Source organism: Microvirga sp. HBU67558, assembly GCF_018069605.1.
In the GTDB taxonomy this organism is placed as follows: Bacteria; Pseudomonadota; Alphaproteobacteria; order Rhizobiales; family Beijerinckiaceae; genus Microvirga; species Microvirga terrae.
In genome coordinates this window covers 1-13,260 of sequence record NZ_JAGPUP010000514.1, presented here as the reverse complement: position 1 = coordinate 13,260, position 13,260 = coordinate 1, and the positions used below count along the sequence as shown (strand labels likewise).

15 protein-coding genes are annotated in these 13,260 nt (G+C 67.2%); 6 read left to right on the top strand and 9 right to left on the bottom strand.

The window, feature by feature from the left end; genetic code table 11:
• Positions 1–61 precede the first annotated feature (61 nt).
• Together KBI52_RS14195 and KBI52_RS14190 are read right to left on the bottom strand one after the other, a co-directional pair.
• Positions 62–619: a GNAT family N-acetyltransferase gene (locus KBI52_RS14195; protein WP_173946380.1), complete on the bottom strand. Its 558-nt coding sequence runs from the start codon at positions 617–619 to the stop codon at positions 62–64.
• Entirely contained in the window at positions 616–1,227 is a 612-nt protein-coding gene (locus KBI52_RS14190) for a helix-turn-helix domain-containing protein (RefSeq protein ID WP_210808255.1), read from the bottom strand. The genes KBI52_RS14195 and KBI52_RS14190 overlap by 4 nt, the downstream gene beginning before the upstream one ends.
• 181 nt (positions 1,228–1,408) lie before the next feature.
• Between KBI52_RS14190 and KBI52_RS14185 the strand changes: the two genes are divergently transcribed.
• Positions 1,409–1,666, top strand: a complete 258-nt coding sequence (locus KBI52_RS14185; protein WP_173946378.1) for a hypothetical protein — start codon at positions 1,409–1,411, stop codon at positions 1,664–1,666.
• A gap of 204 nt (positions 1,667–1,870) precedes the next feature.
• Here the strand turns inward: KBI52_RS14185 and KBI52_RS14180 are convergent, their stop codons facing one another.
• Both KBI52_RS14180 and KBI52_RS14175 read right to left on the bottom strand, forming a co-directional pair.
• Positions 1,871–3,418 (bottom strand): hypothetical protein, encoded by a 1,548-nt coding sequence (locus tag KBI52_RS14180; protein ID WP_210808253.1) that lies wholly within the window; start codon positions 3,416–3,418, stop codon positions 1,871–1,873.
• 179 nt (positions 3,419–3,597) lie between these two features.
• The gene (locus KBI52_RS14175) at positions 3,598–4,776 is read right to left on the bottom strand and encodes a TAXI family TRAP transporter solute-binding subunit (RefSeq protein ID WP_173946376.1); all 1,179 of its coding nucleotides are present in this window, start codon (positions 4,774–4,776) and stop codon (positions 3,598–3,600) included.
• 453 nt (positions 4,777–5,229) lie between these two features.
• Between KBI52_RS14175 and minC the strand changes: the two genes are divergently transcribed.
• Genes minC through minE form a run of 3 tightly spaced genes read left to right on the top strand, consistent with a single transcriptional unit; the run spans position 5,230 to position 6,990 of the window.
• Positions 5,230–5,898 (top strand): septum site-determining protein MinC, encoded by a 669-nt coding sequence (minC, locus tag KBI52_RS14170; protein ID WP_210271995.1) that lies wholly within the window; start codon positions 5,230–5,232, stop codon positions 5,896–5,898.
• Positions 5,899–5,914: 16 nt separating this feature from the next.
• Positions 5,915–6,730, top strand: coding sequence for a septum site-determining protein MinD (minD, locus tag KBI52_RS14165; protein WP_173946374.1), 816 nt, complete (start codon positions 5,915–5,917; stop codon positions 6,728–6,730).
• Positions 6,727–6,990 carry a cell division topological specificity factor MinE gene (gene minE / locus KBI52_RS14160; RefSeq protein ID WP_173946373.1) on the top strand — a complete coding sequence of 88 codons (264 nt, stop codon included), beginning with the start codon at positions 6,727–6,729 and terminating at the stop codon, positions 6,988–6,990. Before minD ends, minE begins: the two co-directional genes overlap by 4 nt.
• A gap of 66 nt (positions 6,991–7,056) precedes the next feature.
• On the opposite strand, the gene KBI52_RS14155 is transcribed toward minE, so the two are convergent.
• The 4 genes from KBI52_RS14155 to KBI52_RS14140 all read right to left on the bottom strand — a co-directional run bounded on the left by KBI52_RS14155 (position 7,057) and on the right by KBI52_RS14140 (position 11,081).
• Positions 7,057–8,235, bottom strand: coding sequence for a hypothetical protein (locus tag KBI52_RS14155; protein ID WP_210808251.1), 1,179 nt, complete (start codon positions 8,233–8,235; stop codon positions 7,057–7,059).
• On the bottom strand, positions 8,228–9,064 hold the full coding sequence (locus tag KBI52_RS33670) for a hypothetical protein (protein WP_262266222.1): 837 nt from the start codon (positions 9,062–9,064) through the stop codon (positions 8,228–8,230). The genes KBI52_RS14155 and KBI52_RS33670 overlap by 8 nt, the downstream gene beginning before the upstream one ends.
• Positions 9,065–9,232: 168 nt before the next feature.
• Positions 9,233–9,565: a septal ring lytic transglycosylase RlpA family protein gene (locus KBI52_RS14145; RefSeq protein ID WP_259060787.1), complete on the bottom strand. Its 333-nt coding sequence runs from the start codon at positions 9,563–9,565 to the stop codon at positions 9,233–9,235.
• A 268-nt stretch (positions 9,566–9,833) separates the two neighbouring features.
• A complete protein-coding gene (locus tag KBI52_RS14140; protein ID WP_247654389.1) occupies positions 9,834–11,081 on the bottom strand; it encodes an MFS transporter in 1,248 nt (415 codons plus the stop codon).
• A 243-nt stretch (positions 11,082–11,324) separates the two neighbouring features.
• Between KBI52_RS14140 and KBI52_RS14135 the strand changes: the two genes are divergently transcribed.
• Positions 11,325–12,254 carry a DMT family transporter gene (locus tag KBI52_RS14135; protein WP_210808249.1) on the top strand — a complete coding sequence of 310 codons (930 nt, stop codon included), beginning with the start codon at positions 11,325–11,327 and terminating at the stop codon, positions 12,252–12,254.
• Positions 12,255–12,259: 5 nt separating this feature from the next.
• Here KBI52_RS14135 and KBI52_RS14130 read toward each other — a convergent pair whose 3' ends face one another.
• Complete coding sequence (locus tag KBI52_RS14130; RefSeq protein WP_173946368.1) at positions 12,260–12,544, bottom strand: hypothetical protein; 285 nt, start codon at positions 12,542–12,544, stop codon at positions 12,260–12,262.
• Positions 12,545–12,778: 234 nt separating this feature from the next.
• Here KBI52_RS14130 and KBI52_RS14125 point away from each other — a divergent pair, with 234 nt between their 5' ends.
• Complete coding sequence (locus KBI52_RS14125) at positions 12,779–13,117, top strand: hypothetical protein (protein WP_173946367.1); 339 nt, start codon at positions 12,779–12,781, stop codon at positions 13,115–13,117.
• Positions 13,118–13,260 lie beyond the last annotated feature (143 nt).

The window sequence follows — 13,260 nt, the reverse complement described above, 5'->3', positions numbered from 1 at the left end:
AGCACGGCCGGCGCGCGCAAGCCCATTGGGCCAAGGTCTACACCGCCCGTCCGCGGGGCGATCAGCCCGCGCCGATCTGCTTGTAGAACACGGTGGTGTCGCAGAACCCGCCCTTCGGCCACAGGGCATAGTTCGGGATGACCCCGGACCGGGTCCAGCCGGCGCGCTCGTAGAGGCGCTCCGCGTCCCCGCCCGTCACCGTGTCGAGCACGAGCACGGTCTTGCCGGCCGCCCGGGCCGCGTCCTCGGCGGCCCGCATGAGGGCCGCGCCGACACCGCGCTTTCGCGCCGCGCTGTGGACGAGCATCTTGGCGATGTCGGCCCGGTGCGGCTGGTTCTCCGGCTGCCTGAGCACGACCTGCACGGTGCCGACGATCCGGGCGGACGCCCCGTCCTGGACGGATGCCCCGTCCCGGGCGACGAGCAGGATGCGCTCCCCGGCCGCGACCCCGTCGGCGACGCCCTGCCAGAAGGCGTCGGCCCTCTCCTGAGTCAGGGGCGACATGAAGCTCACCGAGGCGCCGCCCTCGACGCAATCGATCAGGACGGCCGACAGGGCGCCGATCTGCTCCCGGGCGTCCTGCGGGGAGAGCGACTGGATGGTGATCGGCGCGGTCATGGGGCTCCTCGGCGCGGGGGGGCGGATCCGGCGCGCCCGTCGGTGGCGAGCGCCACCACGTAGCGGGCGGGCCGGTCGGCATGGTTGCGGAAGATGGTCGGCCGGTCGAGGCGCATGGACAGGCAGTCGCCGGTGGCCAGATGGTGGGTTTCATCGCCCAGGGTCAGGTCGATCTCGCCCTCGATGATCCAGATCTGCTGGTGCACCGGGGCGGCGCGATGGCCCGTGTCGTAGGCGACGCGCGCGCCGGGCGGGAGAACCACCTCGACGAGCTCGATCGGCGAGACGAAGCCGGGCGCCGACAGGTTGCGGCGGGTGTAGCCGCTGTCCGGATCGCGCCAGACGCGCTGGTCGGCCCGGCGCGCGAGAGGCGACGCGTCGGCGCTGTCCTGCTCGGCGAAGAGGGACGCCAGGGTGACGCCGAGGCCTGCGGCCAGCCTGTCGAGCACGACCGCCGTCGGGCTGCTCTCGCCGCGCTCGATCAGGGAGATCATGGACCGGCTCACCCCGGTGCGCTCGGCCAGGGCGTCCATGGTCAGGCCGTTCGCCGCGCGCAGGTTGCGCAGGCGCCCGGCGAGATGAGCGTTCAAGGCGGAGGTTTGATCCATCAAAATAGAATACTCGTCCAATATGTTGGAGTCAACCGTGAAGCTTAAGCCTCCGGCAAGCTCCCGTCGGTAGGACAGCCGTCGCGACGTGACGCGCGGCCGGCCCGAAAGCTGCGGTTTGCTGTGGATCATGCCCGGACGGTCCATTGCCCTCGGCAGAACAAAAGAAGATTTTCAGAGCATGTCGAACGTGATCCCTCTCGCTCCGCGCCTGAAGCAAGGACGGCCCGCTGCCGCGGAGGCCGAAGAGAGGGCCGCGCTCGCCGCCGACCTGATCGACCTGATCGATCGGGTGAGGGACCTGACCGAGCACGTGGCCGGCCTGCCGGGCCCGCCCCTGCAGATCCAGCAGACGGCCCAGCAGCTGCTCGACGCCGGCACCGCCCTCGAGCGGGCCGTCGATTCCCTCACCGAGGGCGGGGAGTGGGTGCCGTTCTAGCCCATCGGGCGGACCCGGCGGGTCCGCTTTCGGGATGCAATCGTCCGCCTGTCATGGCCGGCCCGTCCCGGCTATCCCGATCCTGAAAGGCGCCGCGCCTTGCCGACGCGGGATCACCGGCACAAGGCCGGTGATGACGGGGAGAGGTGGGGCGCGCTCCGATAAGCCGGCATCGACGAGAGCGCCGGACGATGCTCTCAAGCCCTATTTCAGCGCCTCCAGCCGTTCTCCGGCCTGGGCGACCCCCATGGCGCGGGCGCGGGCATAGAGCTCCCGGGCCTTGGCGGCATCGCCCCGGATCCCCAGCACGCCCAGCCGGGTCAGCACGTTCGGATCGAAGGTCTCGGCCAGCACGAAGGCGGCCCGGGGATTGGCGCCGTCCAGGGCGCGCTCGAGAAGCAGGCGGGCGCCGCTCACATCGCCCTTATGGAAGAGTTCCTCCGCCCGCAGGATCAGGCGCTCGTCCGGCTTGGCGGGCTCAGGCGCGGTTCTGCCCGATCCTGCGGCGGGAACCTCCGCCTTTGCCGGAGGGGCGGCCGCGGCGCCGAGCGGCAGGGGCTCGATCCCGTCCGGCAGAGCCGCGACCACCACGCCGGGCGGCTGCTTCGGCGGCAAGGCCGAGGTGACGTCCAGCAGGGCCCGCCCGGTCTCCACCCATGACGGCCTCGCCTCCACGGCCGGCGGAGCCGGGGGAGCCTGAACGGGCGTCTCCTGCGGGGGCGTGACCAGGGGCGGCTCGGTTCCCGTGGCCGCGAGGCGCAACACCACCGGGGTGGCGCTCGGGCGACGGGGCTCCTGGAGCGCGTCCAGCTCCTCCGACGTGTCCAGCAGTTCCTGGGTCAGCATGTCGCTGCGCGTCCGGGCCCAGGCCAGGGCCTTCTCCAGCTCGGCGGTCCGGCGCGCCTCCGCGGCGGTCCTCTCGTCGCTGGCGGCCTGAAGGTCGCGCAGCTTCTTGTGGGCGCCGGCGAGCTCGCGCTCGACCCTGTCCCTCCGGTCCCGTTCCTGACGCAGAAGCGCGTCCCGCTCGGACGCGGTCGTGGCCACGGACGCCCGGTCCTGCTCCCGGGCCGCCTGCAGGGAGCGGACCTGCTCGCGAAGCCCGTCCGCCTCCTGCAGGGCGGCCTGGCTCTGCTCGCGCTCCCGCTGCAGGGCCTGCTGCATCTCGGAGGCGGCGAGCGCCTGGGTTCCCTGCTCCTGCTTCAGGCGCGCCTCGAGAGCGCCGTGCTCCTGCATGAGCCCCGTCAGGGATTGCGACACCGTGGTGCTGAAGGAGCGTTCCTGGTCCAGAGCCTGCTGCATGTCGACGAGGTTGACCGGAACCGGCCCAAGAGGAGCCGGACAGGATGGCGCGGCCGTCGGCGCGGCGGCTGCGGCCGGTTCCGGGGCCGGCTTCGCTTCGCCCCGGATGCCGAGACCCTGCAGGGTGGCGACGAGGTCCGGATTGTTCAGGTGGTCGACGAGGACGATCGCCAGGGTGCCGACCTCGATGGCCGCGTTGAGCCTGTCCTCGGCCTTCTTCCGGTCGCCGGTGCGGATGGAGGTTTCGAGCTCCGCCGCGAGCTGCCGCCGGTCCGGCGAGGTCAGGAGCAGCGGGAGGAGGGTCATGAGGTTGTCCGCTCCCTCCGCGGCCGGACCGGGGTTGTTCGGAAGCCCCTGTGCGGATGCGGGTCCGAGAAGAGCCGCGCCGATCAACGTGGTGGCCAGCAACTCGGCGGTGAACGATTTCAAATCAAATGTCTTGTGCCCAATCATGTCGGACCTCCTTGGGTGGCCGCCGGAGGCCGTGTGCCCGGCCTCCGGCTTCGGTCCTGCCTTGGTGTCTCAGCGCACCGGGCGGAACGCGGTCCCGGTTTCCGCACCAAACGATGCGCCGCTGAGGAATCGAGCATCGGGTCGATCCTGAAAGTGCCTTCCACTGTCAGGTCCGAGGCTCAGTCCTGCCGGGTGACGCGCCGGGCGGATCGTTGCCGATCGCTCTGCCAGGCGAGGAATTCCCGGAACAGGACCTCGCGCTGCTCGGCCGAGACGTCGATGCCTCTGCCCTTCAGGAAGCTCTCGAAGCTCTGGCCCTGGGGCGAGGGCTTGCTCGCTGTGGCGGCCCGGTCGAGCCAGGCCTGGGCGGGCCTCACGCGCTCCCAGCCGGGCACGTCGGCCGCCAGGTTGACCTCCTTCCACTTCGGATGCCGGCCCGGCTGCAGGAACTCGTCGAACCGGGAGAAGAACGCGTCGACGAAGCGCTTGACGCGGTTGTAGCGGTCGGAGTTCTCGGGCCAGTTGAACACGGCCAGAAGGCTGCCGACCGCGAGGGTCTCGGCGGGTTTGTCCTTGTCGACGAGTTGCGGATAATCGGCGTTCGCGAAACGCGCCGGGAAGTAGCTTTCCGCGATCTCTCCCTCGAACGGAATCGAGAGAAGGTGGAAGCGGCCCTCGGTCTGGAACTCGGCGATCGCCCGGACCGGGCGTCCGGCCACGTAAACGGCCGCCTGGATGTCTCCCGACTTGAGCTTCGCATAGGACGAGGCCTGGTCGAAGGTGGTCATCTCGGGCTTGATCCCGAGCTTGTCGAAGATCAGCCGGGAGGTCAGGTTGGTGCCGCTGCCGGCCTTGTCGATGTTCACCTTCTTGCCGTCGAGCTGACGGATGTCGGTGATCTCCCGGTCGGCGATGATGTGGACCTCCTCGTTGTAGAGGCGGGTGATGAAGCGCAGGCGCCGCACCGCATCGTTCTGGAGGTTCTCCGCCTTCAGCTGCTCGCGCGCATCCATCTGCACGATCCCGATGTCGACCCCGCGCAGGAACATGATGTCGCGCAGGTTCTGCAGCGAGCCGCGCCCGATCATCGGCAGCACGCGCAGGTCCTCGCCGTCGAGCACGTTGGCGAGGTCGGCCGCGATGCGGATATAGGTGCCGTCCGCCCCGCCCGAGATCACCCCGAGGGTGCCCGCATTGGCGCGGGCCGGGTTGAATGCCGGCGCCGGCGGGGCAGGGGTCGGCTGGGCGGGCGCCGCGAGGGTGCCGGACGCGAGTGCGGCTGCCACCACGGCGGCCTGGAGAGAAAAATGGCGGAAAAATCTGCCAACGGGAGACCAGGTATTCACGCGACCCGACATTCTTCATCCTCCCCTGGATGAGCCTTGCGGCTGCTTGTCGATCCGATCGTTCTGTGCTCGTCCCTATCGATGAAAATATGCGTTAAGCAACGATGAAACAAAACGAAAGAAATCTCATCGTATGCTCCTTAATGGCTCGGTCAATTGAGCTTTGAGGACGGAGTAATACTCAATAAGTGCTATGAGATAATCAAAAAGAGATATGTTTTATCTTTATATTCCTTGAAGGGGCGGAAGTTCTCATCCGAGCCTCAGGGTTTACCCGGATTCCGCCTTGGAATTCCCGCAGATCCCGCGACCGCGCCCGGCCGCAAAATTGTGAGCGCCCGCCGGCTCCTTTAACGGTCCGTTAACCATAAACGGTCGAAATCATGGGGAATTAAAGGAATCTGTACTCCCGTGACCATTGCCGTTCGCAACCGTCCTTCTCTTCGCTTCCGTGGCAGGTCCTTCATGGCCCTGGTCCTCGCGCCCGAAGTGCCGCTGAGAGACTGGCTCGAAGATCTCGATGCCGTATCGGAACGTTCGCCCGGCTTCTTCACCGGGCGACCCATCATCGCCGACGTTTCGTCGCTGAAGCCCTCGAAGTCCGAGCTGAAGTTCCTCCTGGCCGCGTTCAAGATGCGCAACATCCGCATCATCGGCCTCGAAGGCGCGGCACCCGAGAACGTCGATGGCGACATGCCGCCGCCGATCGCCGGCGGCAAGCCGACGGGCGAGATCGACGTGCCGGATGCCGCCAGCGCGGCGGTCGCCGCCGCCGGCACGCCCTTCGCCGACGCGCCCGTGCCGGAGAAGTCGCTGCTCATCGAAGGCTCCGTGCGGTCGGGACAATCGATCCTGCATCCCGAAGGCGACGTGACGGTGCTGGGCTCCGTCGCGTCCGGGTCGGAGATCGTCGCGGGCGGATCGATCCACGTCTACGGATCCCTGCGCGGCCGCGCCATCGCGGGCTGCACGGGCAACGGCCGCGCCCGTATTTTCTGCCGGAAGTTCGAAGCCGAATTGATTGCGATCGATGGGCTCTACAAGACCGCTGACGATCTGGGAGGCAAGTTCCTCGGTCAGCCTGTGCAAGTGAACCTGGATGGCGATTCGATCATCCTGAAAACAATGGATTGAGAGAAAGAGGGCGACAATGGCCAAAGTTTTGGTCGTAACTTCCGGCAAGGGTGGCGTTGGCAAGACAACGTCTTCGGCGGCGCTGGGCGCGGCGCTGGCGCATGGCGGCGAGAAGGTCGTGGTCATCGACTTCGACGTCGGCCTGCGCAACCTGGACCTCGTCATGGGGGCCGAGCGCCGCGTGGTGTTCGACCTCATCAACGTGGTGCAGGGCGACGCGAAGCTCAACCAGGCGCTCATCCGCGACAAGCGCATGGAGAACCTCTCCCTGCTGCCCGCCTCGCAGACCCGCGACAAGGATGCGCTCACGGAAGAGGGCGTGGCCCGGGTGCTGAACGAACTGCGCGAAAAGTTCGACTGGATCATCTGCGACAGCCCGGCGGGCATCGAGCGCGGCGCCACCATGGCCATGCGCCATGCGGATGTCGCGGTGGTCGTGACGAACCCGGAGGTCTCCTCGGTCCGCGACTCCGACCGCATCATCGGCCTGCTCGATTCCAAGACGGAGCTGGCCGAGAAGGGCGGGCGCATCGAGAAGCACCTGCTGCTCACCCGCTACGATCCGGCCCGCGCCGAGCGCGGCGAGATGCTGAAGGTCGAGGACGTGCTGGAGATCCTGTCGATCCCGCTGATCGGCATCATCCCCGAGAGCGAGGAGGTGCTGCGCGCCTCGAATGTCGGCTCGCCGGTGACCCTGAACAATCCGGCCAGCGCGCCGGGCCGGGCCTATTTCGACGCCGTGCGCCGCCTCAAGGGCGAGACCGTCGAGCTGACCATCCCGACCGACAAGAAGGGGTTGTTCGGCAAGTTGTTCGGACGGAGGGCTGCATGAGCCTTTTGAGCTTCTTCAACCGGCGCACCTCGGCGCCCGTCGCGCGGGAGCGATTGCAGATCCTGCTCGCGCATGAGCGCGGCGTCGTCGGCGGCAAGCCCGATCTCGTGGCGCAGCTGCGGGAAGAGATCCTGGCCGTTGTCCGCCGCCACGTCATGGTCGAGCAGGACAACGTTCAGGTGAAGATGAACCGCGATTCCGACATCTCGACCCTCGAGATCGAGATCGAGATTCCGGCGCCGGCCCCGGCGGGCGCCTGAAATCCATGAGCCTCAGCCAAGCGGCCCCTGCCTGCGCGGGGGCCGCTTTCGTTTTGGTTGCCGCTCTTATGGCTGCTGCTTGCCCCAGACGCCGATCTTCGCTTCGCGGGCCTTCTCGGCCGCGGCCTTGAGGTCCGGAGTCGCATCGTCGGTGGGCCGCCCGCCGCCGTTGAACAGCACCACGCGGGACAGATCCTGTCCGCCGACCTGGCACCGGTAGACGTCGTTTCCGGCCACCTGATCGCAGGCCACTTCGCGGCCGTTGAGATACTGGGTCAGGTCTTCGGGCTTGCCGGCGCCTGGCGCCCATTCCACTCCGAACAGGCGCACCACCTCACCGTTCAGGGACAGGGTCGCCGTGTCGATCACGTCCGGCACCCCGCGCAGCGCCCCCGCGGAGCCGGTCGAGCCCGTGCTCGAAGGCTCCGGTTCCCGGATGGGACTGGCCGCTGCGGCGGTGGCCGCGGCCGGCGCGCCCGTGCTGGACTGAGGGGCAGGCGCCTCGTCGCCCCGGAACAGGACGGCGCCGACGCCCACGAGCGCGAGGACGGCCGCCGCGCTGAGCGCGAGGGCCGGGCGCTTCCAGGAGCGGGTGCGCATGTCGCCGAAGACCGTGCGCTCGTGCTCCTCGGCCACCGGGACCGGATGGTGTTCCACCGGGTTCCCGGCGCTGCGGTCGCGCGCGACCGCGGCCTTGGACGCCTCGGGCGAGCTGCGCGGCCATTCCGCGGCCGGCAGCCTCGGGCCTCGTTCGTCAGCGGCGGCCTCCTGCCGCACTGGCGGCACGACTGCCTCCTCCGGTGGCGGGGCCGGTTCGGCCGCCGGCCGCGGAGGCGAGCCGGGGTCGAGGCTCATCCAATCGCGCTTCGGCTTCTCGCGCGGCCGGGGCGGTTCGCTCCCGTCTGCGATCGAGGCCTCGTCGCGCTTCGCCGGCCGGAACAGCACCGGATATTTCAGGCGCAGTTCGTCCATCAGGTCGTGCAGCGTGAACTCCGCATTCCGCCCGTCCTTCTCGATCGTGCGCGGCCGGCCCTCGTGGTCGATGATGGTGAGCTTGAGCACCCCGTCCACCTCGGACGGGCGCACGGAGGATTCGATGATCAGCTCGAGCGCGCGGCGGGCGTCGTCGGTGGGGTGAAACCGGTCGAGCTCCGCGTGGATGGTCTCGCGCATCCTGTCGCGCATGCGGGCCCAGTTGCGGCGCGGATCCGCCTTCGGATCGTGGGTCATGGTGTCGTCATTCATGCGAGGCGCCCTCCGGGGCACGATTTCGGCGGCGGTCCTGGCCGAGCAGCGTGCTGTGCTCGGCCACGATGACCGGCTTGTCGCCGATGAACTGAACGATGAGCTGAAGGGCGCCGGTGCCCTGCGAGATGCGCCGCCGCTTGGGCGACGAGGCGGTGAAATCGAACACCGCATGCACCGTGCAGACCTCGCCGGCCGGGTTGCACACGGTTCCGATCCCGTCCGGGCGCGGACGATAGTCGCGCTCGGGCCAGCGCCGCACGAAGCGCCGCTTCTCGTTGAAGAGCCTCTGCATGGTCACTTCGCGGCCATGGAAGAGGATCCGGGGCGCATAGAAGGCCGCCGTGGCTTCCAGCGCGACGTCGTTCGAGGCCGACCAGGACTGGAGATAATCGATCGCGAAGTTTCTCGCCACGGACTCGCGGTCGCCGCGCTTGTCGGCATCCGGGTCCTTCTGCGGCCGCGCCGTCACGGCGGGAGCCGACGGGGCTGCCGCAGGCGGCGGCTCGGCCTGCCGGACAGCCGGCGCGTCGGGCCGGGCGACCGGATCCTGAGGCTGTGCCGATCGGGTCGGCGGAGCCGCAGGGGCGGGAAGAGGTGCGGGGGGCGGTGTCGCGGCCTGCGGGGCCGGCGCCGGGGCGGCCGGTACGGGGGCGGCCGGTGCCGGGCTCGCGGGCGGGGAGGGCGGAGGGGAGGGCGGCGGGGAGGCCGTGCCCTCAGCCGGGGGATCGACCCAGGTCCGTCCTGTCTGCGCCGCAGCCATGGGGGCCGCGGCCGTCAGCAACGCCAGGAGGGCAGTGATCGATGTCAGCGGCCGACCGATCTTCATGCGTTTCCAATAGGCCTCGTGTTCAAAAAAGGTGACCGGGGAAAAGCGACCCGAAGGCTTCTCGGTTCCATGAGGCGCCCGGACAGGAAGGTTCCTGCCCGGGCGCTCGTAAAGGCTCAGTTTGACGATGATTCGGTGATGAAAAAACGGCTGGCTTCGGAACCGCCGTCAGAGCTGGGCGACGTCGACGGATCCGACCCCGGAGATCCCAATCGCCTGCGCGGAGGCTTTTGACAGGTCGATGACGCGGCCATGGGCATAGGGACCACGATCATTGATACGAACCACCACGGATTTGCCAGTCTTCCGGTTCACGACCCGGACCTTCGTGCCGAAGGGCAGGGTGCGGTGGGCGGCGGTCAGATCGTTGGTGTTGAAGGTTTCGCCGCTTGCGGTGCGCCGGCCGTGGAAGCCCGGTCCGTACCAGGAGGCGCGGCCGCTCTGGATGACCTTGCTGGACGATGTGTCAGGCTCCGCATGAGCGGCAGGAGTCAAGACGATCGTCGATCCGGAGATGAAAAGACTGGCGAGTGCGAGCGTCACCTTACGTTGATCCACAATGCATTCCCTTGATTGTTATCGATGGGGTGCAAAATGAAGGCTAATAGGGCAACATTAAGACGCTATAATCATCCGCCATATCGGATGTATAGCCTCAGTATCAGAGTCCACTATGCAATTGATCTATGATGATAGTGTAGCGATCAAATCGAGCGTCAAATTGAACTCAAACACTCTCTCGCGCGATTGCTTGGTCGCGCATGCTTGCTTACTGGGATGGGTCCGGCCCAGCTTTGCGCGGCGGAAGAGTCATGAGCCAGAGGGCAAGACCAAGGGCCACTGCGAGCAGAAGGGTCACCAGGGCCGCGACGCCGGACCAGCCGCCATGGATCCAGAACACGCCGCCCAGGGTGCCGACGGCGCTGGAGCCTAGGTAGTAGCAGAACAGATACAGGGCGGAGGCCTGAGCCTTCCCGCTCAGAGCCCGGTTTCCCACCCAGCTGCTCGCGATGGAATGCGCGCCGAAGAACCCGAAGGTGACGGCCACGACCCCGGCCAGGATGAGCGCCAGATGATGGAAGAGCGTCAGCGCCACGCCGGCGAGCATGATCGCGATCATGGCCCATAGGACGCGCCGTCGCCCCAACCGTCCCGCCAGCTCGCCGATCCAGGCGGAGCTTAAGGTTCCGATCAGATAGGCGGAGAAGATCGCCCCGATGGCGGTCTGGCTCAGGGAATAGGGCGCCTCCGTCAGGCGATAGCCGAGATAGTTGTAGATCGTCACGAACCCGCCCATGAGGAGGAAAGCCTCCGCAAACAGGGCCCGCAGGCCGGGATCGCGCAGGTGTTCCCTGAAGGAGCCCAGCAGCTCTGCCGGACGGGCTGGGCGGGGTTGGAAGTGGGCTGAAGCCGGCAGGCTCCGCCAGGCCGCGACCGCCGATGCGAGCCCCACGGCTCCGATCAGGCCGATGGCGAGCCGCCAGGAGCCGAGATCCGTCAGCAGGCCGCTGATGATCCGTCCCGCCATGCCGCCTACCGCGTTGCCGCCGATGAAGAGCCCCATGGCGAGGCCGATGGATTTCGGATCCACCTCCTCGCTCACATAGGCCATGGCGACGGCCGGAAGGCCGCTCAGGGTGACACCGATCAGCATGCGGGCGAAGAGCAGGCTGGTCCAGTTCGGGGCGGCGGCCGAGAGAAGAGTCAGAACTGCCGAGGCGAAAAGGGACGCCACCATGACGGGCTTGCGCCCCCAGACGTCAGACAGGGATCCGGCCGCCAGCATGGCCACGGCGAGGAGGCCGGTCGAGAGCGACAGGGACAGGCTGCTGATGGCGGCGCTGACATGGAACTCCTGCGAAAACTCCGGCAGCAGGGGCTGAACGCAGTACAAGATGGCAAAGGTCGAGAAGCCGGCGGCGAACAGGGCGAGATTCAACTGGCGAAAGGCGGGGGTCCCTCTCACCAGACGGCTCGGTGTCTCCGGCATCTGCTCCTGCCTATATTCATTCCGCATGCCTGCTCCATGGACAGGTCTCGACAGGCGATCCAAAGACCAAGGCCGGTTCGGGGCTTCCATGCTTAGAGCGCAAGAGTAAGTCCGTCGACTGATCGGTCCATTCGCTGAAAGCATGGACTATGTGCCGAGTTTGCACTTCTCGGCGCGTAAAAACAGTATTCTATGTAAATCCATATCCTCCAAACTTGAGACCTTCAGGCTCGTTGCGTCGCCGCGCGAGCCTCATTTTTTGAGTCCTTCATGACCTCCGCCCCCGTCGCCCGGAAGAACCCGGCTCCGCCTGTGCCCTCCGGCGCGTCGGCCTCTCCGTTGCGGGGGATCCTGTTCCTGATCGCCTCTACGATCGTGTTTTCCGTGGCTGACGTCATCACGAAGCAGCTCGCTTCCACCCTGCCGCCGCCGGAAGTGGCCTGGATGCGCTATGTCACCTTCGCGCTCGTCATCATCCCTGTCGTGCTGATGAATGGCGGCCCCGCCCTGCTGCGCTCGCAGCGGCCGAGCCTTCAGGTGCTCAGAGGTTTGGGCATGGTGGGCTCGTCCATCATGTTCATCCAGAGCCTGCCCCATCTGCCCGTGGCTGATGCGACCGCGATCTTCTTCGTCTCGCCGATCCTGATCATGGCGCTCTCCGTGCTGTTCCTCGGCGAGTCCGTCGGCTGGCGGCGCTGGAGCGCAGCGGCAATCGGCCTGATCGGGGTCATGATCGTGGTGCGTCCCGGCGCGGGCACCTTCCAGCCCGCGGCCTTCCTGCCGATCATCAGTGCATCGAGCTGGGCCGTCGGCGCCGTGGTGACCCGCAAGATCACCGGCGACCAGGCCCTGACGACGCTCGCCTATTCGGCCTCGGTCGGCAGCCTCGTTCTGAGCGCGCTCATGCCCTTCCATTGGGTGACACCGAATGGAACCGAGATCGCGCTCGGCCTGTGCATGGGCGTCCTGTTCGCGATCGGCCACGGATTCGTGGTTCTGGCCTATCGCCAGGGCAACGCGTCGCTGATCGCGCCGTTTTCCTATGTCCAGCTGATCTGGGCCGGCACGCTCGGCTATCTGGTCTTCGGATCGCTGCCGGATTCCTGGACCGTCGCCGGGGCCGGTCTGATTGCCGTGAGCGGCTTCTACACGGCTTACAGGGAGCGTGTCCGCGCCATGCAGAAGAAATTTTCAGCCTGACGCGCTCAGGTTCCCGAATGCACGACGCGCAGACGTGGGCGGGCGGTGCGGCTGTAGAAGTTGAGCTCCACAAATTCCGCATCCGCCGGGCCCTCGACGAGCCGGTAGCCGAACTGCTCAACCAGGGCACGCACCTGACCCAGGTTGTCGTTGGAGATCCTGCGGGTGAATTCCGTCAGATCCTGGCTCATCAATGCCGCGACGATTCCGATCTCGACACCCTGGTCGAAATCGGCGCTGCGCGCCGGAAAACGAAGCCGCATACCCTCAGCGAGATGGATGTGGTGCATGGGATCCTGGACAGTTCACGCTTACAACTGGCAGCGTTTATCCGGCACAAGATCCTACCGGTTGCTTAAAGTCCCGCAGACCGCGGGCACGGGGCAGGGGTGTGGTTAATCCTTCGTGCAGAGGCGTGCGATGGATCCGGAAGGGCAGCTTTGCAGTTATCTCAAGGAAGGTAGTGCCGTAACGGCATGGCTGGTTCGGCACGGCCGGCTCTTACAACGGGAGTGAGGCGCAGCATGACGCGGCTTTTGATGGGGATCGCCTTGGCAACCGGTCTGATCGGGTCGGCGGCCCAGGCGGCGGATGTGAGGACGACCACACGGTTCGAGACCAGCCGGCTTCAGTCTGGCCGCGCGATCGCACGGCTCGCCGACCAAGGGCTCGGCTATTCCGTGCTGCACGATGCGCCGAGCGGCCCGCAGGGTTACTACCGGGTGCACGTGACCTGCGCCATCGACGAGAGCTTCATGCAGACCTACTGCCCCACGCCGGCCTATGTCTCCGCGTGCCCGCGCGCCCGGATCGCCTGCGCCGATGGTGGCGGGAGCGTTCAGGCCCTGCGGCTGAAGTACTGACAGGAACGCACCGACAGATCCTATTGGGACCATCCTGGTCCGGGCTCTGCCGGAGCGGGTGGCGGGTTTTCGGAAATCCCGCCTTGTATTCGCCGCAAGGAGACCCTAGATAACCGTTATCGACATTTGGCCGGACAATCGGG

Bases quoted from the DNA above. Each gene is read 5' to 3' on its own strand.
- KBI52_RS14195 (WP_173946380.1), bottom strand. From the start codon at position 619: ATGACCGCGCCGATCACCATCCAGTCGCTCTCCCCGCAGGACGCCCGG.
- KBI52_RS14190 (WP_210808255.1), bottom strand. From the start codon at position 1,227: ATGGATCAAACCTCCGCCTTGAACGCTCATCTCGCCGGGCGCCTGCGC.
- KBI52_RS14185 (WP_173946378.1), top strand. From the start codon at position 1,409: ATGTCGAACGTGATCCCTCTCGCTCCGCGCCTGAAGCAAGGACGGCCC.
- KBI52_RS14180 (WP_210808253.1), bottom strand. From the start codon at position 3,418: ATGATTGGGCACAAGACATTTGATTTGAAATCGTTCACCGCCGAGTTG.
- KBI52_RS14175 (WP_173946376.1), bottom strand. From the start codon at position 4,776: ATGTCGGGTCGCGTGAATACCTGGTCTCCCGTTGGCAGATTTTTCCGC.
- minC (WP_210271995.1), top strand. From the start codon at position 5,230: ATGGCCCTGGTCCTCGCGCCCGAAGTGCCGCTGAGAGACTGGCTCGAA.
- minD (WP_173946374.1), top strand. From the start codon at position 5,915: ATGGCCAAAGTTTTGGTCGTAACTTCCGGCAAGGGTGGCGTTGGCAAG.
- minE (WP_173946373.1), top strand. From the start codon at position 6,727: ATGAGCCTTTTGAGCTTCTTCAACCGGCGCACCTCGGCGCCCGTCGCG.
- KBI52_RS14155 (WP_210808251.1), bottom strand. From the start codon at position 8,235: ATGAATGACGACACCATGACCCACGATCCGAAGGCGGATCCGCGCCGC.
- KBI52_RS33670 (WP_262266222.1), bottom strand. From the start codon at position 9,064: ATGAAGATCGGTCGGCCGCTGACATCGATCACTGCCCTCCTGGCGTTG.
- KBI52_RS14140 (WP_247654389.1), bottom strand. From the start codon at position 11,081: ATGCGGAATGAATATAGGCAGGAGCAGATGCCGGAGACACCGAGCCGT.
- KBI52_RS14135 (WP_210808249.1), top strand. From the start codon at position 11,325: ATGACCTCCGCCCCCGTCGCCCGGAAGAACCCGGCTCCGCCTGTGCCC.
- KBI52_RS14130 (WP_173946368.1), bottom strand. From the start codon at position 12,544: ATGCACCACATCCATCTCGCTGAGGGTATGCGGCTTCGTTTTCCGGCG.
- KBI52_RS14125 (WP_173946367.1), top strand. From the start codon at position 12,779: ATGACGCGGCTTTTGATGGGGATCGCCTTGGCAACCGGTCTGATCGGG.